This is a genomic window from Cetobacterium sp. 2A, from assembly GCF_014250685.1.
GTDB lineage: Bacteria > Fusobacteriota > Fusobacteriia > Fusobacteriales > Fusobacteriaceae > Cetobacterium.
In genome coordinates this window covers 57,446-82,287 of sequence record NZ_JACFAJ010000011.1, presented here as the reverse complement: position 1 = coordinate 82,287, position 24,842 = coordinate 57,446, and the positions used below count along the sequence as shown (strand labels likewise).

General features: G+C 29.1%; 27 protein-coding genes and 2 riboswitches. Of the genes, 13 read left to right on the top strand and 14 right to left on the bottom strand.

All coding sequences use genetic code 11. From position 1 onward, the window contains the following. Window positions 1-93 precede the first annotated feature (93 nt). From hcp to H3N56_RS11970, 5 genes are all read left to right on the top strand, one after another. Window positions 94-1,761 carry a hydroxylamine reductase gene (gene hcp, locus H3N56_RS11990; RefSeq protein WP_185881430.1) on the top strand — a complete coding sequence of 556 codons (1,668 nt, stop codon included), beginning with the start codon at window positions 94-96 and terminating at the stop codon, window positions 1,759-1,761. A 127-nt stretch (window positions 1,762-1,888) separates the two neighbouring features. Beyond that, window positions 1,889-3,166, top strand: a complete 1,278-nt coding sequence (locus H3N56_RS11985; protein ID WP_185881429.1) for a hypothetical protein — start codon at window positions 1,889-1,891, stop codon at window positions 3,164-3,166. A gap of 123 nt (window positions 3,167-3,289) precedes the next feature. Continuing rightward, complete coding sequence (locus H3N56_RS11980; RefSeq protein WP_185881428.1) at window positions 3,290-4,117, top strand: DUF3100 domain-containing protein; 828 nt, start codon at window positions 3,290-3,292, stop codon at window positions 4,115-4,117. After that, window positions 4,104-4,571: a hypothetical protein gene (locus H3N56_RS11975; protein ID WP_185881427.1), complete on the top strand. Its 468-nt coding sequence runs from the start codon at window positions 4,104-4,106 to the stop codon at window positions 4,569-4,571. Before H3N56_RS11980 ends, H3N56_RS11975 begins: the two co-directional genes overlap by 14 nt. 29 nt (window positions 4,572-4,600) lie before the next feature. Then, complete coding sequence (locus tag H3N56_RS11970) at window positions 4,601-5,917, top strand: amidohydrolase (RefSeq protein ID WP_185881426.1); 1,317 nt, start codon at window positions 4,601-4,603, stop codon at window positions 5,915-5,917. 32 nt (window positions 5,918-5,949) lie between these two features. On the opposite strand, the gene H3N56_RS11965 is transcribed toward H3N56_RS11970, so the two are convergent. Genes H3N56_RS11965 through murQ form a run of 3 tightly spaced genes read right to left on the bottom strand, consistent with a single transcriptional unit; the run spans window position 5,950 to window position 9,053 of the window. After that, complete coding sequence (locus tag H3N56_RS11965; RefSeq protein WP_255492198.1) at window positions 5,950-6,729, bottom strand: sulfite exporter TauE/SafE family protein; 780 nt, start codon at window positions 6,727-6,729, stop codon at window positions 5,950-5,952. Between the two features lie 2 nt (window positions 6,730-6,731). Next, window positions 6,732-8,132 carry a PTS transporter subunit EIIC gene (locus tag H3N56_RS11960; RefSeq protein WP_332478670.1) on the bottom strand — a complete coding sequence of 467 codons (1,401 nt, stop codon included), beginning with the start codon at window positions 8,130-8,132 and terminating at the stop codon, window positions 6,732-6,734. Between the two features lie 15 nt (window positions 8,133-8,147). Further along, window positions 8,148-9,053, bottom strand: coding sequence for an N-acetylmuramic acid 6-phosphate etherase (gene murQ, locus H3N56_RS11955; RefSeq protein ID WP_185881425.1), 906 nt, complete (start codon window positions 9,051-9,053; stop codon window positions 8,148-8,150). A gap of 175 nt (window positions 9,054-9,228) precedes the next feature. On the opposite strand from murQ, the gene H3N56_RS11950 reads away from it, so the two are divergent. Further along, complete coding sequence (locus H3N56_RS11950; RefSeq protein WP_185881424.1) at window positions 9,229-10,041, top strand: MurR/RpiR family transcriptional regulator; 813 nt, start codon at window positions 9,229-9,231, stop codon at window positions 10,039-10,041. On the opposite strand, the gene thiE is transcribed toward H3N56_RS11950, so the two are convergent. The 6 genes from thiE to H3N56_RS11920 all read right to left on the bottom strand — a co-directional run bounded on the left by thiE (window position 10,021) and on the right by H3N56_RS11920 (window position 13,698). Beyond that, complete coding sequence (gene thiE / locus H3N56_RS11945; protein WP_185881423.1) at window positions 10,021-10,662, bottom strand: thiamine phosphate synthase; 642 nt, start codon at window positions 10,660-10,662, stop codon at window positions 10,021-10,023. The two genes, H3N56_RS11950 and thiE, sit on opposite strands and share 21 nt — an antisense overlap. Continuing rightward, a complete protein-coding gene (thiF, locus tag H3N56_RS11940; RefSeq protein ID WP_185881422.1) occupies window positions 10,652-11,188 on the bottom strand; it encodes a sulfur carrier protein ThiS adenylyltransferase ThiF in 537 nt (178 codons plus the stop codon). The genes thiE and thiF overlap by 11 nt, the downstream gene beginning before the upstream one ends. 1 nt (window position 11,189) lies before the next feature. Then, the gene (thiH, locus tag H3N56_RS11935) at window positions 11,190-12,299 is read right to left on the bottom strand and encodes a 2-iminoacetate synthase ThiH (RefSeq protein ID WP_185881421.1); all 1,110 of its coding nucleotides are present in this window, start codon (window positions 12,297-12,299) and stop codon (window positions 11,190-11,192) included. 1 nt (window position 12,300) lies between these two features. After that, the gene (locus H3N56_RS11930) at window positions 12,301-13,077 is read right to left on the bottom strand and encodes a thiazole synthase (RefSeq protein ID WP_185881420.1); all 777 of its coding nucleotides are present in this window, start codon (window positions 13,075-13,077) and stop codon (window positions 12,301-12,303) included. A gap of 4 nt (window positions 13,078-13,081) precedes the next feature. Beyond that, window positions 13,082-13,279, bottom strand: a complete 198-nt coding sequence (gene thiS, locus H3N56_RS11925) for a sulfur carrier protein ThiS (RefSeq protein ID WP_185881419.1) — start codon at window positions 13,277-13,279, stop codon at window positions 13,082-13,084. 77 nt (window positions 13,280-13,356) lie between these two features. Beyond that, window positions 13,357-13,454: riboswitch (TPP riboswitch) on the bottom strand. Between the two features lie 7 nt (window positions 13,455-13,461). Next, a complete protein-coding gene (locus tag H3N56_RS11920) occupies window positions 13,462-13,698 on the bottom strand; it encodes a TIGR03905 family TSCPD domain-containing protein (RefSeq protein WP_185881418.1) in 237 nt (78 codons plus the stop codon). A 123-nt stretch (window positions 13,699-13,821) separates the two neighbouring features. On the opposite strand from H3N56_RS11920, the gene H3N56_RS11915 reads away from it, so the two are divergent. Together H3N56_RS11915 and H3N56_RS11910 are read left to right on the top strand one after the other, a co-directional pair. After that, on the top strand, window positions 13,822-15,417 hold the full coding sequence (locus tag H3N56_RS11915; protein WP_185881417.1) for an oleate hydratase: 1,596 nt from the start codon (window positions 13,822-13,824) through the stop codon (window positions 15,415-15,417). Between the two features lie 74 nt (window positions 15,418-15,491). Continuing rightward, entirely contained in the window at window positions 15,492-15,686 is a 195-nt protein-coding gene (locus H3N56_RS11910; RefSeq protein WP_185881416.1) for a YwbE family protein, read from the top strand. Window positions 15,687-15,732: 46 nt separating this feature from the next. Here the strand turns inward: H3N56_RS11910 and H3N56_RS11905 are convergent, their stop codons facing one another. Then, the gene (locus H3N56_RS11905) at window positions 15,733-16,074 is read right to left on the bottom strand and encodes a zinc ribbon domain-containing protein YjdM (RefSeq protein ID WP_185881415.1); all 342 of its coding nucleotides are present in this window, start codon (window positions 16,072-16,074) and stop codon (window positions 15,733-15,735) included. Between the two features lie 78 nt (window positions 16,075-16,152). Then, entirely contained in the window at window positions 16,153-16,863 is a 711-nt protein-coding gene (locus tag H3N56_RS11900) for a sulfite reductase subunit beta (hemoprotein) (RefSeq protein ID WP_185881414.1), read from the bottom strand. A gap of 141 nt (window positions 16,864-17,004) precedes the next feature. Next, a riboswitch (purine riboswitch) is annotated at window positions 17,005-17,102 on the top strand. A gap of 63 nt (window positions 17,103-17,165) precedes the next feature. Here H3N56_RS11900 and H3N56_RS11895 point away from each other — a divergent pair. Then, window positions 17,166-18,554: an amidohydrolase gene (locus tag H3N56_RS11895; RefSeq protein ID WP_185881413.1), complete on the top strand. Its 1,389-nt coding sequence runs from the start codon at window positions 17,166-17,168 to the stop codon at window positions 18,552-18,554. A gap of 52 nt (window positions 18,555-18,606) precedes the next feature. Next, entirely contained in the window at window positions 18,607-19,065 is a 459-nt protein-coding gene (locus tag H3N56_RS11890) for a hypothetical protein (RefSeq protein WP_185881412.1), read from the top strand. Window positions 19,066-19,115: 50 nt separating this feature from the next. On the opposite strand, the gene H3N56_RS11885 is transcribed toward H3N56_RS11890, so the two are convergent. Together H3N56_RS11885 and H3N56_RS11880 are read right to left on the bottom strand one after the other, a co-directional pair. Continuing rightward, on the bottom strand, window positions 19,116-19,745 hold the full coding sequence (locus H3N56_RS11885; protein ID WP_185881411.1) for a class I SAM-dependent methyltransferase: 630 nt from the start codon (window positions 19,743-19,745) through the stop codon (window positions 19,116-19,118). Window positions 19,746-19,768: 23 nt separating this feature from the next. Continuing rightward, window positions 19,769-20,293 (bottom strand): hypothetical protein, encoded by a 525-nt coding sequence (locus tag H3N56_RS11880; protein WP_185881410.1) that lies wholly within the window; start codon window positions 20,291-20,293, stop codon window positions 19,769-19,771. Window positions 20,294-20,452: 159 nt separating this feature from the next. On the opposite strand from H3N56_RS11880, the gene H3N56_RS11875 reads away from it, so the two are divergent. Continuing rightward, window positions 20,453-22,099, top strand: a complete 1,647-nt coding sequence (locus tag H3N56_RS11875; protein ID WP_185881409.1) for a M14 family metallocarboxypeptidase — start codon at window positions 20,453-20,455, stop codon at window positions 22,097-22,099. A gap of 66 nt (window positions 22,100-22,165) precedes the next feature. Here H3N56_RS11875 and H3N56_RS11870 read toward each other — a convergent pair whose 3' ends face one another. Continuing rightward, a complete protein-coding gene (locus tag H3N56_RS11870; RefSeq protein WP_185881408.1) occupies window positions 22,166-22,924 on the bottom strand; it encodes an IclR family transcriptional regulator in 759 nt (252 codons plus the stop codon). Window positions 22,925-23,146: 222 nt separating this feature from the next. Between H3N56_RS11870 and H3N56_RS11865 the strand changes: the two genes are divergently transcribed. Together H3N56_RS11865 and H3N56_RS11860 are read left to right on the top strand one after the other, a co-directional pair. Beyond that, window positions 23,147-23,770, top strand: coding sequence for a bifunctional 2-keto-4-hydroxyglutarate aldolase/2-keto-3-deoxy-6-phosphogluconate aldolase (locus H3N56_RS11865; protein ID WP_221893490.1), 624 nt, complete (start codon window positions 23,147-23,149; stop codon window positions 23,768-23,770). A gap of 2 nt (window positions 23,771-23,772) precedes the next feature. Next, window positions 23,773-24,813 carry a sugar kinase gene (locus H3N56_RS11860; protein ID WP_185881407.1) on the top strand — a complete coding sequence of 347 codons (1,041 nt, stop codon included), beginning with the start codon at window positions 23,773-23,775 and terminating at the stop codon, window positions 24,811-24,813. Window positions 24,814-24,842 lie beyond the last annotated feature (29 nt).

Below are 24,842 nucleotides of genomic sequence, written 5' to 3'. Positions count from 1 at the left end.
CTTTGTATTCAAAGTAAATAAAAGGAAACTAACAATATAAATAGTAAACTGTTACATAAACTACATTTATTTTAGTATATTAGGAGGATCAAAATGAATATGTTTTGTTATCAATGTCAAGAAACTTCAAAAAATAGTGCTTGTACTATAAGAGGAGTTTGTGGAAAACTCCCAAAAGAAGCTAAATTTGAAGATTTAATGCTCTATGCAGTCAAAGGAGTTGCACTTTTTAGTCACAAGCTTAGACACCTTGGTTTACTAGATATAAAAACTGATTATTTTATTTTAAATTCACTTTTTATGACTATTACAAATGCTAATTTTGATGAAAAAAAATTATATCAAACTCTTTTAAATGGCATTGAATTGAGAGATAATTTACAAGCTAAGTGTATTGCTCATAACATAAATATTGAAGACAAATTTCTTCATTTATTGGAACCCAAATATACTTTCTATAATGAAGAAAGTGTTTTAGAGTTTGCTAATAAGATAGGAGTTTTAAGAAATAGCGATGTAGATAGACGTTCTTTAGTTGAAACCGTTATGTATGGATTGAAGGGAATGGCGGCATATCTTGAGCACGCAGCTAATTTAGGATATGAGAATGAAAATATTGCTTCTTTTGTTGAAAGAGCTCTTATAACTATTGAAGATTCTGATGCTACACCTCAAGAGTTAATCCAACTAGTTTTAGATACCGGTATGTACGGTGTTGAAGCTATGGCACTCTTAGATAAAGCTAATACCGAGTCTTATGGTAATCCAGAAATGGGAACTGCTAATATTGGAGTTGGAAATAATCCTGGAATTTTAATATCAGGTCATGATTTAAAAGATATGGAACTTTTACTTGAACAAACTCTTGGAACTGGGGTAGATGTATATACTCACTCAGAAATGCTTCCTGCTAACTACTATCCTGCCTTTAAAAAATATGAACACTTCAAAGGAAATTATGGAAATTCGTGGTGGCTACAAACAAAAGAATTTCCAACATTTAATGGACCTATCTTATTTACAAGTAACTGCATAGTTCCATTTAGACCGGGAGAAAATAAATTTAACTATGTTGACAAAGTATTTACAACTAACGCTGCTGGCATGGAAGGATGTATTCACATTGAAAGAGATGAGCATGGAAATAAAGATTTTTCACAATTAATTGAAATGGCAAAAAAATGTGATCCTCCAATTGAAATTGAAAAAGGTGTAGTTATAGGTGGATTTGCTCATAATCAAGTTTTAAGTTTAGCTGATAAAATTGTTGAGGCTGTTAAAAGCGGAGCTATCAAAAGATTTGTAGTTATGGCGGGCTGTGATGGTAGAATGCCAAGTAGAAAATATTATGAAGAGTTTGCATTAGCTCTTCCAAGTGATACTGTTATTTTAACAGCAGGTTGTGCAAAATTCAGATATTTAAAATTACCTTTAGGTGATATCAATGGTATCCCAAGAGTATTAGATGCTGGACAATGTAACGATTCGTACTCATTAGTGGTTATTGCTTTAAAATTAAAAGAGGCATTCGGACTTAATGACATAAATGATTTACCAATTATTTATAATATTGCATGGTATGAACAAAAAGCAGTTATTGTTCTATTAGCACTATTATATTTAGGAATAAAAAATATTCATGTTGGTCCTACTATTCCTGCGTTCTTATCAGAGTCTGTTTTAAAAGTTTTAGTTGAAAACTTTGGACTTTCTGGAATAACAACTGTTGATGAAGATATGAAAATATTTAATTTAAAATAATATTTTATAATAAAAAGTGAGATTTTTCTCACTTTTTTATTTTGTATTAATTAAAATACTATTGAATTAATACACTATGATATGTTATCATTCGTATTAGAAATCAAAATTGATGGGAGAGTATTATATGAGAATTGCGATAGTAGGTTCACCAGATTCAGTAGAAAAAATCTATAATATTCTTTCTGCCGAATATAACGATATAGAATTTTTAAAACTTATGGAAGAGAAGGTAGAAGACACTTTTGTTCTTATTAAAAATATCCAAGATGAAGTTGATGGTATTTATGTCACTGGAATTGGTATATATTCTCATATCAAAAATAGAATGGATTTAAAAATTCCGATTTCTTACACTTCAAGAGATCTTCCAAGTATAATAAAAGCTTTTTGGGAATTAAAAGATGATTTTCCAAAATTAGATTCTCTAAAATTAGGAATCGATATAGTTTCTAAAAAAAAATTAAAAGAAATTTTTAAAGAGTTTAATATAAATCTATCTAATTATATTTTACAAGAACATAATGATGAAAAAGAAGAAAAAGATTATATCTTAGAATATGAAAGACTTTTGGCCAAAAAAGATATCAATTGTATAATGACAGCTTTTGGACATATTTACTTTCATTTTAAGAAACTTGGAATTCCCGTTTATAGACTTCAAGCATCAAATATTGAAATAAAAGAAAATTTTATTTTTCTATTAGATAATATAAAGTTAAAAGATATTGAAGATAATAGACTAGGAGTAAAAATCATAAAATTAATTTCTTGTAATGATTCCGAGCACCTATGCAACAGCCAAAATCTTAAAATCGAACGTGAACTTTTAAATTATTCTAATGAGATTCAGGGTAATTTTAAAAAAATCGAAAATGAAGAGTATATTTTTTTTGCTAATAAAAGAACTTTAGAAAATGAATTTTCAATAAATAAATTAAGAAGTATACTAATCAAATTAAAAACTGAAAACTTTAAAGTTGGAATTGGCTTAGGCTATGGGAACACAATTGTTGATGCTGAAAAAAATGCTAGAAAAGCTTTAAATTTAAGTGTAAAAAAAGGAAATTTTGGAGTTTATTTATCAAATGGCAAAAGTATAAAGGGCCCTTTATATGGAACGAATGAACTTGAGTATAATAATCAAATCAATGATAATTTCGTTTCAGTTGCAAAAAAAATAGGGATTAGTTCTAATTATCTTAGTAAAATTAAGGCTGTACAAAAAAAATTTAATAAAAGAGAATTTTCTAGTAGAGAACTGGCTGATATCCTAGAAATTAGTGAAAGAAGTACTAATAGAATCATCAAAAATATTTTAGAAAATGGGTTTGGAAGATTAGTTGAGTTTGAAAATCAAACAAAAGCAGGTAGACCAAGAAGAATAATAAAATTTGAAATATAGTTATTATCTAATATAAAATGTTTTATTATAGAATTTATTGTTGACATTTAGTCTTAAAAGTAGTATAAATATCATCAAGGTAATTAAAGACCTATTAAGGACAAATTTTGGGAGGAAAATAACATGAAACAAGTTACTAGCAAATTACTTATAGTTTCAGCTCTTATTATAGTGCTGTGTGAACTGATAGGTAAAATTTCAATTCCAGTTGGAAAAGTAAATATAATTCTTTTTCCTATGCTTTATGCAGTTGCAATTGGATTAATAATAACACCAGATTTATTAGGAAAAAAAATTAAAGCTTTACAAAAGGTTTTAGGAAACAAAGAGGTGAAACTTGCAGGAGAGTTTGTAGGTATGGCCCTTCTTATTTTGGGAGTTAAATATGGAACATTGGCAGGACCAAATTTTCAAAAAATAATTGAAGCTGGACCAGCATTCTTAGCACAGGAATTTGGACATATTCTTTCACCACTAATTGCTCTTCCATTAGCACTTTTCTTAGGAATGAAAAGAGAGGCTGTTGGAGCTACATCAAGTATCAGTAGAGAACCATCACTTGGTGTAATTGGAGAAAAATATGGTATTGATTCACCAGAAGGAAGTGGAGTTCTAGGAACTTATTTAATTGGAACAGTTCTAGGAACAATTGTTTTTGGTATATTAGGATCAGTTTCAATTCATACAGGAATTCACCCTTATGCTTTAGGAATGGCGTGTGGAGTAGGAAGTGGAAGTATGATGACGGCAGCAGTTGCAGCATTAGCTGAGACGGTTCCATTTGAAATGAGAGATACAGTTGTTGCGTATGCTGCGACTAGTAATATGCTTTCTGGTATAACTGGAGTAAACTTCTTAATATTCATAACGTTACCATTAACTAATAAACTTTATGCCATCTTAGAACCAAAATTAGGAAGAAGAGGAGTGAAATCTAATGCAAGCAATTAATGTTAATAAAATGTTAAATCAAACTAAAATACTTATTTTATGTGGGATGTTAGTTTTACTTTGTCAAAAAGTAGGATTAGGAACTTCTATAATAGAAAGTATCCCAGGAATGGTTATGATTTTTGCAGTTGCGCTAATAGCTTTAACTATAAAAGAAGTTTTTCCAAAGTCAATATTTCCAGCTTTTGGATGGGTTACAATACTTGGTTTTGCATTAAGTATTCCTTATAATCCATTATCGGGCCCTTTTATGTACTATACTAATAAAATAAACTTTATGGCAATTACAACTCCTTTACTTGCATTTGCTGGAATTTCTGTTGGAAATAAAATTGAGGAATTAAAAAGTATGTCTTGGAAAATTGCTTTAATTTCTGTAATCGTTTTCATCTCAATATTCTTTGCATGTGCTCTTATTGCTGAAGCAGTAATGAAATTAAGAGGAGAAATTTAAATATATAAAATTTAATTGGAGGGTGTATTATGGATATTAAAGAACTAAAAGAAAAGGTAATCAAAGCTATTGATGAGAATAGAGATAAAATAATCGAAGCTGGAAGAAAAATTTATTCTACTCCAGAATTCGGATATAAAGAATTTGAAAGTACAAAGATTGTAAGTGAATTTTTTAAAAATGAACTTGGATTAAATGTTGAGGAAGGAATTGCTTACACAGGTTGTAGAGCTAGAGCTAATGAACAATCATCTGGTCCTAAAGTTGCTGTTCTAGGAGAACTAGATGCTATTTCTTGTAACGATCACTGTGATGCAAACTCTCTTGGAGCAATTCATGCTTGTGGACACAATGTTCAAATTGGTGGAATGTTAGGAGCTGCTGTTGGAATAGTAAAATCTGGTGTCTTAGAATTTTTAGATGGAAAAGTTGATTTTATGGCAACACCTGCTGAAGAGTTTGTTGAATTAGATTACAGAAGTAGTCTAAGAGCTGCTGGAAAAATAAAATATTTCGGTGGAAAACAAGAAATGATATACAACGGAACTTTAGATGATGTAAATATGGCAATAATGTTCCACTCTTTAGATCTTGGAGATAAAAAAGTGTTAACAGGACCTGTAAGTAATGGATTTATTGGAAAGCAAGTTAAGTTTATCGGAAAGGAATCTCATGCTGGATCAGCTCCATATGAAGGTATAAACGCATTAAATGCTGCTATGCTTGCAATTAATAACGTACATGCTCAAAGAGAAACATTTAAAGAGAGTGATAAAGTAAGATTCCATCCAATCATCACTAAAGGTGGAGACATAGTAAACGTTGTTCCAGCCGACGTTAGAATGGAGTCGTATGTTAGAGCTAGAACAATTGAGGGAATGGTTGATGCCAATTATAAAGTAAACAGAGGACTAATTGCTGGAGCTCATGCAGTTGGAGCGAGTATTGAAATAACAGAAATTCCAGGATATCTTCCAATTTTAAAACATGATTCTATGGAAGAAGTTTTAAAAGAAAACTTAGAGTTCCTAGGACTAAAAGAGGATATGATTGAAGGTGGAGACTTTACTGGATCATTTGATTTTGGTGATGTATCTCATTTAATCCCTACTCTTCACCCTATGTTTGGTGGAATTAAAGGTGCTCTACATACAAGAGAATACCAAATAACAGATGAAGAATTAGCTTATATCGTTCCTGCTAAAGCTATGGCTCTAACAGTTGTAGATTTACTAGCTAACGAAGCTACAAAAGCTAAGAAAATTTTAGATAACTTTAAACCAACTATGACTAAAGAAGATTACCTATCATTTATGGAATCAAACGATAAAATAATAAAAGCATAATAAAAAAGCCGGGCTAGTTAGCTCGGCTTTTTTTAACTTAAAATATTTACTACACAAAGTGAACTCAAACAAAATATAGTAATAATATATATCCTTTCTATCTTTTTAGAATCAAATTTTCTATTTAAATTTGTTCCAATAAATCCACCTATAATTGCAAATATACATATGAAAGGTAATGGTAACAAATCAAATTCAAGAAAATTTCCTTTTAATGAAATATCAATAAGTTTAGAACACTGAGAAAAAAATATGGTAGCAATTGAATAAACTGCAGCCTCTTTTGCTTCATATGAAAAAAATATTGTCATCAAAGCTATATTTAAAGGTCCTCCACCAATACCTAAAAATATTGATATACAACCAAGGCACATCCCTATAAAAAAAATCCAAAATTTATTTTTTAGGTTAAACGTTTTAATTTTATGTTTATTTAAAGTATAAAACAAAATTAAAAACAAAGAAAATAATAGTAATGATGATTGGATTACTTTTATATCATTTACATTTTTTAAGTTTTTCAGAATATAGTTAAATAGTCTTTCTCCTAAAATCCCTCCAATTATAGATCCAAAAGATATTGGAAGAATTATTTCCTTTTTCAAAACAACTCCCGTTTTCAATAATTTTAGGATTGATATAAGCGCCATCGTAAAAACTGCAATAGAAGAATAAAATGATATAGTTGTTGGGTTATGAATCCCAAGAGTGTCGAAGGCGGGTTTTATAATCACTCCGCCTCCTATTCCTGCAATAGAACCAATAGTTGTTGCTATAAGGACTATTATTCCATAAATTATATTTACCAACATCTTTAAACCTTTATTTCATTTATATCATCAGGTACTCCAAAGTAATATGTTAAAATGAATCCACAAATAAATGAAGTTGTTAACCCTAAAATATAATAAAGGATTTTTCCAGGTACTACAAGTGGAATTGCAGTCACTCCTGCTGGACCAAATGAAGTCGTTGCTACTCCTGTAACAGCTGCAACTATACCTCCAAATCCTCCACCTATACATGCAGTAATAAATGGCTTTCCTAAAGGCAATGTTACACCATAAAGTAGTGGTTCACCTACTCCTAATACTCCAACTGGCAGAGCACTAGAAATAATTTCTCTAAGTTTTTTATTATCTTTAGCTTTAAAATATATTGCTAGAGCTCCACCTATCTGAGCTGGCCCAGCCATACATAAAATAGCAAATAATGAAATTTGTCCAAATTGTTGAAGTTGTATCATATAAAACGGTATTAAACCATGATGTAATCCAACTGATAAAAGCGGCAAGAATAAAGCTGCCAATACAAACCCTGATATTATAGCCAAAGGCCCCTGTGTCATAATCAGAGTCTCTAAAACCTTAATTATACCATCGGATACAAATCCAGCTAAAGGCATTATAATAAATATTGTAAAAAATGCAGCAACTGAAACAGAAATTGTTGGAGTTATAATTGTATCGAACATATCTGGTATAATTTTTCTTAATTTTTTTTCCACTATAGATAAAATCCATACCCCTAAAATAACTCCTATTATTCCACCTTTTCCAGTTGTTAATATAGAATTAAGTGGTACATCAGAATTGAATAATCCCATAGCTTTTGAAAATTGATTAATAGATGAACTAATAGTTATTCCACCAATTATTCCACCAAGACCTGGAGTAGCTCCAAACTCTTTAGCTGCATTGATACCTACAAAAATTGCAAAAGAACTAAATAAAGCTCCACCTATAGTTTTCATAAATGTTAACCACAACGGAAAATCTAAAATCCCTTCTGCTTTAAGAACATTTTCAAAGTATCCAGCTATTCCATTTAAAAGACCTGCTGCGATAATAGCCGGAATTAATGGAACAAAAATATTTCCAATTTTTCTTAAAGTCTGCTTTAATCCACTTTGATTCTTAGATTTTATTTTCTCCTTATTTTCTTTCCATTGCTCTTCCTGTTGAATGTCATCGCCTAAAATTTCAGACATTATATCTTTAATTTTTCTTGACTTTCCAGGTCCAACTACAACTTGTATCGTTTCATCATCAATTACTTTTATAACTCCTGATAAATTTGAAAGAGAATCAAAATTTACCATTTCCTTGTTCTTAACATTTACTCTAACCCTTGTCATACAATTTGTAACAGCTGCAATATTTTCTTTTCCACCCAAATTTGAAATGATATTTTTTGCTAAAAAATTATAATCCACTTTTCTCACTTCCCCCTATTTAATATTTAAATTTTTTAAAGCCTTTTTTATATTCCAATCATTTTTACTTAAGATTTCTTTTGCCGACTCTAAGTTTTCATCAGATAAAATCATAAATATTGACAACTTGCAATCTCTATCTGTTTCATTTAAAATAGCTGTAGCTTGCTCTCTAGAGGCACCTGTAGCTTGCATAACTATATTCTTTTGTCTTTCAATTAATTTTTCATTAAAAGATCCAACATTTACCATCAAGTTGCTATAGACCTTTCCTAATTTTACCATTACAGCAGTACTTAGCATATTTAAAATCATCTTTTGTGCTGTTCCAGATTTCATCCTAGTAGAACCAGTAATTGCCTCACTACCAACCTCTACTTCTATATTCACCTTTCCTAATTTTCCAATCTTTGTATTTTTATTGCATGCAATGGAAATAGTTCCTGCTCCCACTTCATTTGAATACTTTAAAGCTTCTATAACATAAGGAGTTCTCCCACTAGCAGCCAATCCAACAACAACGTCTTTAGAACTTAAATTTAGTCTCTTTAAATCTTCAACACCCTCATCTTTAGAATCCTCAACGCCTTCAATCGCACCAATGAAAGCAGCTTCTCCACCTGCTATCAAACTTATTATTCTATTTGAATCAAATCCATAAGTTGGAGGACACTCCGCTGAATCTAAAATAGCAAGTCTTCCACTAGTTCCCGCTCCTATATAAATAAGTCTTCCATCCGAACTTAATGATTTTTCAATTAAATCAACTGCTTTTGCTATATCTTCTAGTTCATTTTTTACACTGATTGCAACAGTTTGATCCTCATCATTTATTTTGGAAATAATTCCATAAGAGTCAAGTTCATCAATAGTAAATGTATTTTCATTTCTTTGCTCTGTTTTTAAAGCGTTTAAATTCATCGATTTTCCTCCAAAAAGTAATAATTATTATTTTTATTTTTATTTTTTAATCTATACAGTACTAATGTAGTACTATTTCGAAGATTTGTCAATAGAGAAAAAATTTGATTATTTTATAAAAATGTCTTACAATAATCAATATTCTATAGTTAACACAAATGAAATGGAGGAAACTATGAAAAAGAAAACCGTTTTTGATAAAATTCATGAATATATTATTCACAACAAAGAACATTTGGAACATATCAGCTCTACAAAAATAGCTCAGGATTTAGATGTTAGTCAAGCATCTGTTATAAAATATGTAAAAAAAATGGGCTACAAAGGTTTTTCAGATTTTAAAATCTCAACTATTAAAGAACTTGAAAATAAATTTATGATAAGTCCTATTATTCATAATCAAGTATCGGTTTCAGATAACGAAGATATTATAATCAAAAAAATATGTGCAGATGAAATGAATTCTTTAAATGAAACTAGAGAAGGAATAGACGTAAGTACTTTAAAAGAAATTATAAATCTATTAAATAAAAAAAGTAAAATAATGGTTATAGGAATAGGAAGTTCTGGAATAGTAGCTCAGGATTTAGTTTACAAACTAATTAAAATAGGGAAATTAGCTTTTTATTATGAAGAGCCACATAAACAACTTATGCAGCTCTCTTCTTTTGATAAAAATGATTTAGTTATTGCAATTTCTCACTCTGGAGAGACTAGTTCTATTCTAAATTTTGTAGAAAAATCAAAGAGTAAAAATATCTCTATTTTCTCAATAACATCAGGTTCCGAGAACTCTTTAGCCAAAATGTCAGATTATTATTTAACTACAAAATCTGAAGAAAATTCTTTAAGAAGTTCTGCTATGTCTTCAAGAATTTCTCAACTATTTTTAATAGATGTATTGTTCATTAATTTAATTAAGAAAAACTTTTCTGCCTCAATGAAAAAAATAAATAAAAGCAGAGAATTAGTTCAATGGAAAATGTGACGAAATTATATCTTTTGTTATTGCATAGGTATCCTTAGCACCAACTAGCTCAGATACCATTGCTATTCTTTTAGCTCCAACGTTTAAAATTTCATTTAAATTATGGGTTTTTATTCCTCCTATTGCTACATAAGGAATCGATAAATTTTTCTCAACATATTCTAAGTATTCAAGACCAACTGTAGAACACACATCTTCTTTTGTCTCAGTATCGAATATTGGTCCAACACCTATATAATCTGCTCCAGAATCTGCTGCTTTTTTAGCTTGTTCAGGACTGTGAGTAGATACTCCAATTATTTTACGTTCTCCTAAAATTTTTCTAACTTCTTCAATAGGCAAATCATCTTGTCCAATATGTACTCCATCCGCTTCTACAGCTAAAGCTATAGATATATCGTCATTAACTATAAAAACTGCTCCAAATTCTCTTGTTAGTTTTCTTAGTAATAAAGCCTCTTGATATTTTTCTTTCGTATTTTTTTTCTTTTCTCTATATTGTAAAATTTTAACTCCAGCTTCTAAAATTTCTCTCGAGTAATCTAAAATATTTTTATTTTTTCCTGACTTTGAATCAGTTATTGCATAAATACCTTCAGGAATGATTATTCTATTTCTCATTTCGATCCTCCAAATAATCTAATACGATATTTGCCATTATACTTGCTACTAACATAACTTTCGTTGAATACGTTTTATATTCATCAATATCACTATAAAAATCTCCAACGATATGAAGATTTCCTAACTTTCTATATTTTAAACTTTCTAAATCTCTTCCAGCTATTCCGTTAGCGGAAATTATTGTCTTGTTTTTACAGGTTTCTATAAGAAGTTTTTTATATAATTTGTTATCAAATGCCTCTACAATTAAATCACAGTCTTTAAAAATATTATTAATATTTTCAAGTTCAATTTTTTCAACAAGAGCTTCAATTTCCAATGTCTCATCTATTTTTAATAAATTTTCTTTGAGCGTTTGAGATTTATATTTCCCTAATTGATTTTTAAAGTAAAACTGTCTATTTAAATTGCTTTCTTCTATTACATCAAAATCTACTAATTTTAAATTACTTATTTTACTTCTCACTAAGTGCATTGCAACATTTGATCCAATTCCACCACACCCAGCTATTCCAATTTTCATCCTATATTCCCTCCCAATTTTTAAAAACTGGTTGGTAATCCTTTTCTTTTAACATTGAAACTATCTCTTCGACACTTCTATGATCACTTGTTTCAAATTGAGGAGTTGTATTTTTAGAGATGCAATACCCCCCTACTTCTGTAACTGAACCAGCTGAAAATTTAGTAACACCTAAAGGGATTAAATTATCTCTAAACTCACCATTCTCTCTAGTTGAAATATTAATTCCCAAAGTTGGAAATGAAATTCTATAAGCCAGTAATATTTGAACAAATTCTCTATCTGATAATATGTTTTCAAGCTTTATATTCTGATACGCTTCTTTTATTCTTGGAATTGAAATTGAAAATTCTGTATTTAAAAATTTATCCATTAAATATTTTCCATGTATTCCTGCTAAGAAGGCTTCTTTTTTTACGTTTCCTAATCCAAAAAGTGCCCCAATATTTACATTTCTTATATCTGCTATTGCTGCCCTTTCTGGTGTATCCAATCTATAGAAATAATCAGATTTTTTTCCTTTTAGATGGTATTTACCATACAAATTTTCTTCATAACACTCCTGATAAACGGTTACACCATCTAATCCAGCTTCTACTAATGTTTCATAATCTACAATGTCTAAAGGCTGTATTTCTATTATAACTGTAGCAAAATATTTTTTTAATATTTCAATACTATTTTTTATGTATTCAATAGAATTTACATTACTTTCTCCCGTTAAAAGGATGATACTATGAATTCCCAAATTTTCTGATATATACTTTGCTTCAATTTCTATTTCTTCCAGTGAGAGATGTCTTCTTTTTATGACATTTGATTTTTTAAATCCACAATAAGTGCATTCATTATCACAGATATTTGAAATATATATAGGAGCATATAAATGCATCTCTTTTCCAAAGTTTCTCTTTGTTATCTCGTTACTCTTTATAGCCATTTCTTCTAATAAATCATCTGCTTTTGGTGAAAGAAGCGATAAAAATTCTAAATCACTCAGATTTTTTTCTCCACTTTTTCTAATTATCTGTTTTATATTTTCTAATGTTACATTTTTAAAAAAATTATCGTATTCAAAATTCTCATATTTTTTTATAATTTTATGAAACATTTTATTTTTCAACTCCTCTCAAAAATCCAGTTAAAGGCGATGAAGCTATAGCAACTTTATTAATTTCTGGACATTTTGCTAAATAAGCCTCCCTTCCAGCTTCTACAGCCTTTTTAAAGGCAAGTCCCATGGCAACCGGGTTTTCACTTGTGGCAATGGCAGTATCAACAAGTACAGCACTCACACCCATTTCCATTGCTTCACATGCATGAGAAGGTTTTCCAATCCCAGCATCTACTATGATTGGAAGACTGCAATTTTCAACAAGAATTTCAATCATCGCTTTAGTTAATAAACCACGATTTGAACCTATTGGTGCTCCAAGAGGCATAACCGAAGCTGCTCCAGCTTTTTCTAATTTCTTTGCAGTAATCAAGTCTGGATTTATATACGGCATAACTATGAACCCTTCTTTTGCTAGTATTTCCGTCGCTTTTACAGTTTCTTCATTATCCGGCATTAAATACTTCATGTCGTTAATAATTTCTATCTTTATAAAGTTTCCACATCCTGATGCTCTTGCTATTCTCGCAATTTTTATTGCTTCTTCTGCTGTTCTGGCTCCACTTGTATTTGGAAGTAAAGTTATATTTTTAGGTATATATTCTAATATATTCTCACTTCTTCCTGTTAAATCAACTCTTCTTAAGGCTACTGTTATCATTTCACTTTCACTTGATTCCAGCATAGATGAAATTAAATTGTAATTTGAAAATTTTCCTGTTCCTGTTATTAGTCTACTTTGAAATTCTACTCCACCAATTAATAATTTATCCATATATTTACCCTCCCGATACAAATCTTAAAAATTCAATTTCACAGTCATTATAAATTTCTTTTGCATATTCTTCCTTTGGAATTATTTCTTCCTCAATTAAAACTATTACACCATCTTCTGACACTTCAAATAATTTTAAAAGTTCAAAAATCGTAGTTCCATTCTTAACTTCATGCGGATCTCCATTTAAAATAATTTTCATTTTCTAACTTCTCCTTATTTAAAAAATAAAAAAAGCTGTGTCATAGGACACAGCTTAAAATACCAACTTAGTTTATAAGCGATACAAAACTGCTTCCCTACGCTGGTACAATCCAGATCAGGTTCAAAGGGTCAGTATAAAACTTCTCAGCCCGAAGGCTCCCCTAGCATTAATTTATTTATTTAATATTTTTCAAGTAATTGAGCTAATTGGTCAGGACACGATGTTCCTCTACCTTTACAATCAATACCTTTTAATTTTTTTATTATCTCATCTTTTGACTGTCCTACTATTAAAATTTCTAGTCCACTAGTATTCCCATCACAACCTCCGTGAAACTTCACTTGAGTTATTATATCATTTTCTAGTTTTATACTTATTTCTTTTGCACATACTCCAGATGTTTTTAAACTTTTCATTATTCCTCCATAAAAAATTATTACAAGATGAATTTTAACATTTTACATCTTTAAATACAAGAAAATAATAATTTTGTGAGTATAAGTATATAACGGGAAAAAAAATTATGGGGAGTGGTTTGATTGGAATCTATAACAAATAGTAAAAAAGCCTATTTCATAGGTGGAGGTTTAGCTTCTTTAGCAGGTGCGGCATATCTGATAAAAGATTGTAACTATAAAGGAAATAATATTTATATATTAGAAAATCTAAATGAGATAGGTGGAAGTAACGATGGATCGGGAAATTTAACAGAAGGATTTTCTTGTAGAGGTGGACGTATGCTTACTAAAGAAGCTTATGAAAACTTTTGGGATTTATTATCTTTTATTCCGTCTTTAGAAAATAGTCAAAAAACAGTAAAAGAAGAAATTACAGAATTCAATAAAATACATAAAACTCATGCTAAAGCTAGACTTATTGATAAAAATGGAAAAATTATTAATTCTAAAAAAATGGGTTTTAATTTTAAAAATAGATTAGATTTACTTAAACTTATGCTAGAACCTGAAGAAAAAATTGAAGGTTTAAAAATTTCTGACTGGTTTGATCTAAATCCTAATTTTTTCGAAACTAACTTTTGGTACATGTGGCAAACGACATTTGCTTTTCAAAAATGGTCAAGTTTAGTAGAATTTCAACGTTATATGAAAAGGATGATTTTAGAGTTCTCAAGAATAGATACTTTAGGAGGGATAGTTAGAACCCCATATAACCAATATGTCTCTGTAATTTTACCTTTGAAAACACATCTTTCTAATCATGGAGTTAATTTCAACTTGGGATGTACAGTAACTGATTTAGATTTTAAAAAAAATAATGAAATTACGGTTACTAATATTTGTTATAAAAATGAAGAGAATAATAATTTTAATATTGAATTAAATGATAATGATTTATGTTTTATGACAAATGGTTGTATGACTGATAATTCAACTCTTGGAAATTTTAATGCTCCGCCTTTGCTAAATTTTAAAAGACCACCTTCTGAAATTCTTTGGTCAAATATTAAAAAAAAGAAAAGAGAATTAGGAAATCCAAAAGTATTTTTTGGAAATCCTGAAGAGAGTAATTGGGAATCATTTACTGTAACAATGAATGGAAATAAATTACTCAAAAAAATTGAAAATTTCTCTGGAAATATCCCTGGAACTGGTGGACTAATGACATTTAAAGATTCGAATTGGTTAATGTCAATTGTAGTAGCTGCCCAACCTCACTTCAAGGGTCAAACTGATGAACAAACTATCTTTTGGGGTTATGGACTTTATACAAAAGAAAATGGAAATTATATAAAAAAACCTATGAGAGAGTGTACCGGAAAAGAGATTTTATCAGAGCTACTTCATCACTTAAATTTTGAAAATGAAGAGGATGAAATAATGGATACTGTCATTAATGTTATTCCTTGCATGATGCCCTATATAATTTCCATGTTTCAACCAAGAGCTTTAACTGATCGTCCTGACTTGATACCCTATGGTTCAACCAATTTTGCTATGATTAGCCAATTTGTTGAAATTCCAGAAGATATGGTGTTTACAGAAGAGTACTCTGTAAGAGCAGCTAGAACTGCTGTTTACCATCTAACTAATACCAAAAAAGAAGTTTGTCCTGTTACACCTCAATATAAAAATATTTCGGTGCTAGCCAAAGCAATTATTAAGTCTTTTGTTTAATGAATAAACTTTTTTCAATATATATGGTATACTTTGTGATAATAAATAATTTAAAAACATAAAGGAGCACATACATGAGCGGAAAAAATAGAAAAGATATAAAACCTGGAATAACGGTTATGGTTGTAAAAAAAGAAGATCAAAAAACTGGTAAACTAACAAAAGGAATTGTACAGAGTCTACTGACAAATTCTGCTACTCATCCTCATGGAATAAAAGTTAAATTGGAAGATGGGACTGTAGGAAGAGTGCAAGAAATCTTAGAATAAAAGTAAAGGCTATCGATATTTTTATCGATAGCCTCATTTTTAATACTTATATTTTTTTTACAAACTCAGACTTTAATTTCATAGCACCAATTCCATCGATTTTACAATCAATATCATGGTCTCCATCAACTAAACGTATGTTTTTTACTTTTGTACCCATTTTTACAACTAATGAACTTCCTTTTATTTTAAGGTCCTTAATTACAGCTACAGAATCTCCATCTTGTAGAATATTTCCGTTTGCATCCTTAATTATCTTCTCATCATTGCTATTTTCATTTTCTGATTCTAAAGTCCACTCATAACTACACTCTGGACATACAAGTAGATTTCCATCTTCATATGTGTACTCAGAATTACATTTTGGACAATTTGGTAATTTAGTCATAATTTTATCTCCATTCTTTTCAATATCTATATATTATAAAACATATTTAACATTTTTTCAACTTCTTATTTCTTTGTATTAAATTTGTTTTATTAATTCTTTCTCTACGAGCTCAAAACCTAATCTTTCTACCATTTTAGGAAATCTTTCTCCCATCTCGCCATGTTCCTTATAGAAATTGATTGCTCTTTCTACTACGTCTCCTGCTTCCTCCAAAGTATAAAGTCCAGCTATTTCTTTTCCTGTTATTTGAGTACTGCCGTTCATTCCACCTATAAATATTCCAACCAATCCTAATTTTCTTCCAATTATTCCTAAATCCGACATTTGAGGTTTAGGACAACTATTTTTACAACCTGCTATGGCTATTCTAAATTTATTAGGTAAAACAATATCATAGTATTTTTTATAAAATCTCTCTGTAAAATCTTTAGTCATCTTCTCTGTATCATAAAGTCCAAATCTACAAACTGTTCCTTTACATGTATGAATAGATCTAACTCTTTTTCCTGTTCCACCAACTATTAAACCACTTTTAGTTAATTCTTCTCTTACCAAATCTAAGTCTTCATATTTTACAAAAGGAATTTCAACATCAAGTCTTTGAGTTAATGTGAAGTATCCTCTACCATATTTTTCGGAGATTTCTGTAATTTTAGTAGAGAACTCTTTTGTCATTTGCCCTGCTGGTATAACTATTCTAACTGAAAAATGACAACCATCTTTTAAAGATAAAAAACCTTGTCCTCTTAAAGAATTCTTAATCTCTACTGTTATTTCTGCACTCATCAAATCACCCCTAAATTTAAATTTTTAAATTAACTTAACAAATGAATTATATCACTTATAAAAATTGATGTAAACAATCAAAGGTCATTTAAATTTAATTTGACATCCTTATTATAAATATGATATATTCGACTTATAAAATAAAATAATAACTAATTAGCTTATATATCCCCAAAATAAGGTTGGGAGTTTCTAGACAGATCCGTAAATTCTGTACTATAAGCAAAGGTCATAGATCTTCAATAGACTTTTGCTATTGAAGATTTTTTTATTTTGTAAAAAAAATACGGGAGACTTTAAAAATGAAAAAATTATTATCAATCTTCACTCTTTTAATTTTAACAGGTACACTTAACAAGGAAAGTTTTTCTTCTGAAAAGGCTGATATCATTATCACTAACGGAACTGTTTTAACTATGGACAATGAAAAAAATGTTATAGAAAATGGTGTTGTTGTAATTAAGGATAACAAAATTTTAGAAGTTGGACAAAAAGGATTAGAAAAGAAATATAAAGCTACAAAAAATATAGATGCAAATGAAGGAATTATTATGCCAGGAATGATAAATACTCATACTCATGCTTCCATGAGTGTATTTAGAAGTTTAGCAGATGATGTTCCTGATAGATTAACAAGATATCTATTTCCTCTTGAAAATAAAATGGTATCACCTGAAATGGTTTATTTAGGAGCTCTTCATGGAAGTGTAGAGATGGCTAAAGCTGGTGTAACTACGGTTACTGATATGTATTATTTTGAAGATGAAGTTGCTAAAGCAGTAAAGAAAATAGGACTTAGAGGAGTTCTTGGTGAAACTGTTATTAAATTCCCAGTTGCCGATGCAAAAGAACCATTTGGTGGAATTGACTATGCTAAAAAATTTATAGAAACTTATAAAAATGATGAGCTTATAACTCCAGCATTTGCTCCTCATGCTCCTCATACAAATGATACTGAACATTTACAAATTATTAATAAGCTGTCTAAAGAATACAATGTTCCAGTTTTAATGCACGTAGCTGAGACTGAAAAAGAATCAGAATTTTATAAGGAAAAATATAATATGAGTCCTGTTGAGTATTTAGATTCAATTGGAGTTCTAGATCAAAGATTTGTTGCTGCACATCTTATATTCGTAAATGATAATGACATTGAAATTCTTAAAAAGAGAGATGTTGGAGTTGCTCACAACATGGTTGCTAACATAAAGTCTGCTAAAGGTATATCACCAGCCCTTAAAATGCATGATCAAGGTTTAAGAGTTGGATTAGGAACTGATGGCCCTATGAGTGGTAATACACTAGATATAATTGGACAAATGGGTTATGTTGCTAAATTACATAAACTAGATACAAAAGACAGGTCTGCTCTTCCTCCGATTAAAGCTGTTGAAATGGCAACTATTGGTGGAGCTAAAGCACTTCATATGGAAGATAAAATTGGATCCTTAGAAACTGGAAAATTAGCGGATGTTGTTATAGTTGAAACTCAGTCAGCTAACATGGTTCCTCTATATGATGCTTATTCTGCACTTGTTTACTCAGCTAATGCTTCAAATGTTGAAACTGTTATTGTTAATGGTAAAATTATAGTTGAAAATAAAGTTTTAAAAACTTACGACGAAAAATTATCAAGAAAAAATATGAACGATTTTAAAAATAAAGTTATTAAAATAGCTGAAACTCTATAAATTCTATGTTATAATTTAACCTACAAGTGATTAAATTATTTTGGAGGAATTCATGGAAAACTTATTAATAGAACTTTGTTCTAAATACACTGAATCTTTAAAAAAACAAAGTGCTGAAGATAAAGAGAGCAACATTATATATGGAGAAATTTTAGAGATTTTAAAACTAAATCCTACAATAAATCCATATGATCTTTTAAATACTTTAAACAAGGGAAGAAATCCCCACGATAAAAATAAAGTTAGAAATCGTAGAGATAGAATTACTGGAGTTCATAAAATAATTGAAGAAGCAAATGCAATTGTCAATAAACTTTTAGATGGAACTCCTGAAAGCTTAACTGAAGTAAAGGAACTTTTAAAGACTCCAAACATCTATAGAAATAGAATGGTTCTAAATATCTTACTAGAAGAATTTTATAGTGATGAGTTAAACGAAGTTTATTACTCTATTAAAAATGATCAGTGTAAAGGTTTCATAAATTCAATAATTGAAAAATTAGAGAAGTAAATCAAAAGGAGAGAGTCTTGAATTTAATTATTCAAGACTCTCTCCCTTTTTTAAATTTTTTTGAATAAATATGTATAATTTGTAAAGCATACATATTTTTTTTCTTCCAATATTATATTTTCTTTCATAAAAATATCTTCTATTTCAGAATTTGAATAAATTTTGAAATCTCCAGATTTCCCATAAGGCAATAACTTATTGACTATACTTTTAAAAAAAGGTGGAAGCCAAATTTCACCTAATATTAATTTCCCATTCAATTTTAAAACCCTAGCTATCTCTTTTGCAACTAATTGTGGATTTGGATAGTGGTGAAATGAATTTATACAAGTTATTATATCAAACATTTCATTCTCGTAAGGTAAGTTCTCACTATCACCATTTAGAAATTCAGCATTCAATTTCTTCCCTCTTGCTACTTCTATCATTTTTGAAGATATATCAATACCATAAAATTTAGTTCCTTTATTCTCAATTCTATGTTCTAACTTCTCCAAAAGTGACCCCGTTCCTGTTCCTAAATCAAGAAGTTTTTCAAATCTAATATCATTAAGATATTTTAAAACATTTTCGTAATGTCTAAATGAATCTCCATGCTTTTTATGTGCCATTTTATCAAAAAATTCTTTAGAATTATTTTTATAATTATTAAATTTATTTATTTTCGAATTTTTTATCATTTAAAAGTATCCTTTTTGATAAATTATTTTTTTAATTTATACGTTTCAAAAAATTCATGATTTGCTATTCTATAAACTTCACTATAATCCAATGGTGAAACTAAAAAATCTCCCGATTTAACAATCATCTTTTCATTCCAAGGTGCCATTATATAAAATGTTTCTTTTGTTTCAACTTTTATAGCTTTTATTTCTCCTGTAGGCTTATATATATTCCAATTCTTATCTAAGTTTTTAATAAAAGTATATCTCTTTTCAAACTTTTCCTTAGGAACAATATATTCTTCCTTGGCTAAAGTCTGATTTTTGACAATATAATCTCCTTCATAAGCTGTATTGATAGTTTCTAAGCCATCTTTAGTTATTGTTTTTATTTGCTCCCCGATAACAGCTTCACGTGCATAAATTGGATTAAATTTTTCATATACAGAACTTTTCTTTAATTCTTTTTCATACATTTTAATTAACTCTTTTTGAGAAACAATAACCTCTTTACTAAAAATAGATACAAAACTAAAAATAAAAAATAAGACAAAACCTTTTTTCATAAAAAATCTCCCCGTAAAATATGTTCTCTTAAATCAGTAACTTCATATGTGATATTATCATAAAAAACATCTCTTTTCAAGTTAAAGCTATAATTCTATTGACTTTATAAAGATACTAAAGTATATACAGTACCAATACTATTTTACCGGGGGGATTCGATGAAAGTAAACAAAATATCAGTAGGAAAAAGCATTCTTTTTTTTGCAGTAGGAACATCGTTAATAGCTCAACCTTATACTCCAAAAGAAAAAACATATGTACAGCCAGCTCAATTAGAAAATATTTTTAAAGACGTTTCTCTAACAGTTGAAACACCTGGAGTTAACAAAAATAAAGTATCATTTACTAGCCAAGAAGAAATGATGGAATATTTAAATAAGATAGTAAAACAAAATAAAAATATAAAAATGGAAATAATTGGTTATTCTCAAGAGGGAAGAGAAATTCCAGCATTATTTTTTAGCGAAAATAATAAATTTGATAAAACTAAACCTACAGTTTGGATTCAAGGTCAGCAACATGGAAATGAACCAGCAAGTGGTGAAGGTGTGCTAGCAGTTATTAGTCAGCTATCAAAAGAAAATTTTCAAAAAGAATTATTAAGTAAAATAAATATTATTATTATCCCAAGAGTTAATCCAGATGGATCATGGTTATTTAAAAGAGGAAGTGCTTCACCAGAAGATATAAATAGAGACCATACAAAATTAAACTTACCAGAAACTAAAGCTTTGAAAAAATTATTTATAAAATATCAACCAGAAGTTGTAATAGATGGTCATGAGTATTCATCAACTCCTGAAAGATATTCAACACTTGGTAATAAAGGAGTTTTACCTTACTATGACGTATTGATGCTTTCATCAACAAATCCAAATCTTTCTAAAGACATAACTAATATTGCCGACAATATTTTAATAAAAAATGGAGAAGACAACTTATCTAAAAAAGGTTTATCAGGAAGTTGGTACTATACATCAGTTCCTAAAAAAGATAAAACACCATTTACTTTAGAAATGGCATCTGGTGATGCAATAATTGGTAGAAATGCCTTTGGTCTAGTTCCTTCTATTTCAATCTTAGTAGAGACTCGTGGAATTGGAATTGGCAGAGAAAATTTTTCTAGAAGAGTGGAAAGTCACTTAACTATATATGAGTCATTCTTAAAAGACGTAGCTTTAAATTCTGATAAAGTCAGAGATACTGTAAGAAAAGCTAGAGAAGAAGTTATACAAAAAGGGTTAAATACTAAAGACCATGATGAAGATAAGGTTATAATAGTTTCAAATATAAAAGATAAAGGAATGGGAAAATATAAATTTATCGATTTAGAAACTAATGAAGTTAAAGAGTTCCCAGTAAAAATTAAAACTTCAAAAGAACAAGATGTTGTTTTAGAACGTAGCAGACCTTATGCTTATATTCTTCCACCAGGATATAGAAAAGTGGCAGATATTTTAGAGAACCATGGAGTTACATATTATAAAACTATGAAACCAGTAAAACTGAAAGTAGAGTCATATGAAGTAAAGGATATTAAAAAAGCAGATAAAATATACGAAGGGCAATATAGAACATATGTGAAAGCTGATACAGTTACTAAAGAAATTCTATTCCCATCTGGAAGTTATATATACACAATGGACCAAAGTCAAGGAGACTTTATAGCTCTATCTATGGAACCTGAAAGCTCTAGTAGTTTTGTTCTGTATAATATAGTACCCGTAACAGATAAAAATCAAATTCATATCTACAGAGCTATGGATAATTTAAATATAAAAGAATTGGATGTAACAACTAAATAAATTATCTCAAATTTTATGAGAAGGTCTCTCAATTATGAGCGACCTTCTTTTTATATCTTCAATTAATCAACCTAAATTATTAAAGTAATTAAGTCTTTTAGTAATCTCATTGCATGCTTTAAACATTTCTTTAGTTACTTCTTCAATTTTTTCTAAACTCCACATAGGACTAAAATATGGACAACTGATAGCTGCAATAATTGTATTTGATTTATCCATTATTGGTGTCGCAACCGCACAAATATCTTTTGAATGTTCATTATTATCAAAAGATATTTTTTTTATATTTATTTTAAAAAGCTCCTTCTTTAATTCCTCTCTGTTTATAATAGTGTTTTCAGTATATTTTGGAAGCTGTTCTGGTAGAAGTCTATTTAATTTTTTATCATCCATTTGACAAATTAAAAGTTTACTTGCAGCACCTGCATGAAGAGGAAAGATACTATTATCTGTGACAGATATTTTATGGAAATCACTACTCTCAACACTTGCAATAGCTCTAATTTTATCTTTATCTAAAATACTTATTTTAAATGTTTCTTTAAACCTTAAAGACAATTCTTCTAAATAAGGAAGAGCTATATTTTTTACTAAGCTATACTTTTCTTTCTTATCAGAAAAATAATCAAATTTATTCCCCAAACTATATTCTTTATTATTTATTGTTAAATAATTTAATTCAACCAAACTGCTCAATAGTCTGCTTGCAGTAGCTTTAGGAATATCAAGTTCCCTTGCAATATCACTCTGATTAGAACTATTTTTTTTATAAAGATACATAAAAATTTTATCAGCTTTATCCATGGCTGGAACTATTTTTTTCATAAATTTTATCACCCCATATTTATCTTATCATAATTTCATATATGAAACAAAAGTTTTAACTAAAATTACCCTTAAACAGTAAATTTTACAGAAAAATATTCATAATAATCATAAAATTAGATATTGAGTTTCATAAGTGGAACTTAATTGATGTTTTATAATTGCATTATATAATTTTATTTAGTATAAATTGTATATAAACAATCTTAAAAAGGAGATATCATGAAGAAAATTAATACTTTAAATAGAATCATAGATTCAAAAATAGTAGCCGTTATTAGAAGCGAAAATATCAAAGAAGCTATTAGAGTTTCAGATGCTTGTATTCAGGGAGGAATCAAGGCTATCGAGGTTACATATACCATTCCAAATGCAACAGATGTAATTAAGTGTTTAAAAGAGGAGTTTGCAGATAAAAATTTACTAATTGGTGCAGGAACAGTTTTAGATTCCACTACAGCAAGAATAGCTATTTTAGCTGGAGCAGAATACATAGTATCTCCTCATTTTGAAAAATCAATTGCAAAATTATGCAATTTATATCAAATTCCTTATTTAGCCGGTTGTATGACTATCAAAGAAATAACAACCGCTATGGAATATGGTGTAGATATAGTTAAATTATTTCCTGGAAGTGCTTTTGGACCAAGTTTTATAAAAGCAATCAAGGCTCCATTGCCACAAGCTAATATTATGCCAACTGGTGGAGTTAATCTAGAAAACATTAGAGAATGGTTTAGTAATGGAGTTGTAGCTGTTGGGATAGGTGGAAACTTAGCGTCTGGAACAAGTGAAGAAATTATAAAAGCTTCTAAAGAATTTATCGAGAAAATAAAAGGAGTTTAAATATGGAAGAAATATTTAATTTTGGAGATAAGAAATATGATATTATAACATCTGGTGAAATAATTATGAGACTTTCTTCTATCAATGGGGAAATGTTAGTTCAAGGATCTCTACTGGAAAAACAAATTGGGGGTTCTGAGTATAACATAGCTGTTGGGGCAAAATCACTAGGATTAAATAGCTCTATAATAACAAAATTACCAACTAATGAACTTGGAAGATACGCTAGAAAAATGATTAGAAGCAACGGTGTCAGCCAAGAGTTTATAGTTGATGATAACTCAAGTTCTCAAAGATTAGCTTTATATTACTTCGAGTCTGGGTCATACCCTAGAAAGCCAAATGTTGTATACGATAGAAATAATTCATCATTTTTTTCTTTAAATATCAATGAATTAAAAGATGAGCTTTACAACAGTACTAAAATTTTTCATACTAGTGGAATATCTTTAGGATTATGTGAAAATTCAAATATTCTTTCCAAAGAACTAATAAAAAAATTTAAAGAGAATAATACCTTAATCTCATTTGATGTAAATTTTAGAGCTAACTTATGGGATGAGGAAACTGCAAAGGAAAGTATAGAGGAAATTTTACCATATATTGATATTTTATTTATTTCTGAAGAGACATTAAGAAAAATGTTTAAAAAATCTGGAGAATTAGAAAATATAATTAAAGAATTTTCAAAGACTTATAACATTGGGCTTATAGCTAGTACAAGAAGAGTCGTAAACTCACCAAAATCTCATAATTTCACATCAATAATATATAGTGCAAAACATGATGAATTTTATACGGAAACTCCTTATGAAAATATTGAAATTCTTGATAGAATAGGAAGCGGGGATGCTTATGTATCAGGAGTTTTATACGGTCTTTTAGAATATAATAGTGCTAAAGAGGCTGTGAAATATGGAAATGCCAATTCGGTATTGAAAAATACAATCATCGGAGATACAACATGCGCTGATTTAAAAATTGTAAAATCAATTATAGCAGGACATGAATGCGGATCGTACGGAAGTGAACTAAACAGATAAACTATATTAACATTAATTTTTAAGGGGGA

Excerpts from the sequence above, each read along its gene's own strand:
- hcp (WP_185881430.1), top strand. The coding sequence starts at position 94 with ATGAATATGTTTTGTTATCAATGTCAAGAAACTTCAAAAAATAGTGCT.
- H3N56_RS11985 (WP_185881429.1), top strand. The coding sequence starts at position 1,889 with ATGAGAATTGCGATAGTAGGTTCACCAGATTCAGTAGAAAAAATCTAT.
- H3N56_RS11980 (WP_185881428.1), top strand. The coding sequence starts at position 3,290 with ATGAAACAAGTTACTAGCAAATTACTTATAGTTTCAGCTCTTATTATA.
- H3N56_RS11975 (WP_185881427.1), top strand. The coding sequence starts at position 4,104 with ATGCAAGCAATTAATGTTAATAAAATGTTAAATCAAACTAAAATACTT.
- H3N56_RS11970 (WP_185881426.1), top strand. The coding sequence starts at position 4,601 with ATGGATATTAAAGAACTAAAAGAAAAGGTAATCAAAGCTATTGATGAG.
- H3N56_RS11965 (WP_255492198.1), bottom strand. The coding sequence starts at position 6,729 with ATGTTGGTAAATATAATTTATGGAATAATAGTCCTTATAGCAACAACT.
- murQ (WP_185881425.1), bottom strand. The coding sequence starts at position 9,053 with ATGAATTTAAACGCTTTAAAAACAGAGCAAAGAAATGAAAATACATTT.
- H3N56_RS11950 (WP_185881424.1), top strand. The coding sequence starts at position 9,229 with ATGAAAAAGAAAACCGTTTTTGATAAAATTCATGAATATATTATTCAC.
- thiE (WP_185881423.1), bottom strand. The coding sequence starts at position 10,662 with ATGAGAAATAGAATAATCATTCCTGAAGGTATTTATGCAATAACTGAT.
- thiF (WP_185881422.1), bottom strand. The coding sequence starts at position 11,188 with ATGAAAATTGGAATAGCTGGGTGTGGTGGAATTGGATCAAATGTTGCA.
- thiH (WP_185881421.1), bottom strand. The coding sequence starts at position 12,299 with ATGTTTCATAAAATTATAAAAAAATATGAGAATTTTGAATACGATAAT.
- H3N56_RS11930 (WP_185881420.1), bottom strand. The coding sequence starts at position 13,077 with ATGGATAAATTATTAATTGGTGGAGTAGAATTTCAAAGTAGACTAATA.
- thiS (WP_185881419.1), bottom strand. The coding sequence starts at position 13,279 with ATGAAAATTATTTTAAATGGAGATCCGCATGAAGTTAAGAATGGAACT.
- H3N56_RS11920 (WP_185881418.1), bottom strand. The coding sequence starts at position 13,698 with ATGAAAAGTTTAAAAACATCTGGAGTATGTGCAAAAGAAATAAGTATA.
- H3N56_RS11910 (WP_185881416.1), top strand. The coding sequence starts at position 15,492 with ATGAGCGGAAAAAATAGAAAAGATATAAAACCTGGAATAACGGTTATG.
- H3N56_RS11905 (WP_185881415.1), bottom strand. The coding sequence starts at position 16,074 with ATGACTAAATTACCAAATTGTCCAAAATGTAATTCTGAGTACACATAT.
- H3N56_RS11900 (WP_185881414.1), bottom strand. The coding sequence starts at position 16,863 with ATGAGTGCAGAAATAACAGTAGAGATTAAGAATTCTTTAAGAGGACAA.
- H3N56_RS11895 (WP_185881413.1), top strand. The coding sequence starts at position 17,166 with ATGAAAAAATTATTATCAATCTTCACTCTTTTAATTTTAACAGGTACA.
- H3N56_RS11890 (WP_185881412.1), top strand. The coding sequence starts at position 18,607 with ATGGAAAACTTATTAATAGAACTTTGTTCTAAATACACTGAATCTTTA.
- H3N56_RS11885 (WP_185881411.1), bottom strand. The coding sequence starts at position 19,745 with ATGATAAAAAATTCGAAAATAAATAAATTTAATAATTATAAAAATAAT.
- H3N56_RS11880 (WP_185881410.1), bottom strand. The coding sequence starts at position 20,293 with ATGAAAAAAGGTTTTGTCTTATTTTTTATTTTTAGTTTTGTATCTATT.
- H3N56_RS11875 (WP_185881409.1), top strand. The coding sequence starts at position 20,453 with ATGAAAGTAAACAAAATATCAGTAGGAAAAAGCATTCTTTTTTTTGCA.
- H3N56_RS11870 (WP_185881408.1), bottom strand. The coding sequence starts at position 22,924 with ATGAAAAAAATAGTTCCAGCCATGGATAAAGCTGATAAAATTTTTATG.
- H3N56_RS11865 (WP_221893490.1), top strand. The coding sequence starts at position 23,147 with ATGAAGAAAATTAATACTTTAAATAGAATCATAGATTCAAAAATAGTA.
- H3N56_RS11860 (WP_185881407.1), top strand. The coding sequence starts at position 23,773 with ATGGAAGAAATATTTAATTTTGGAGATAAGAAATATGATATTATAACA.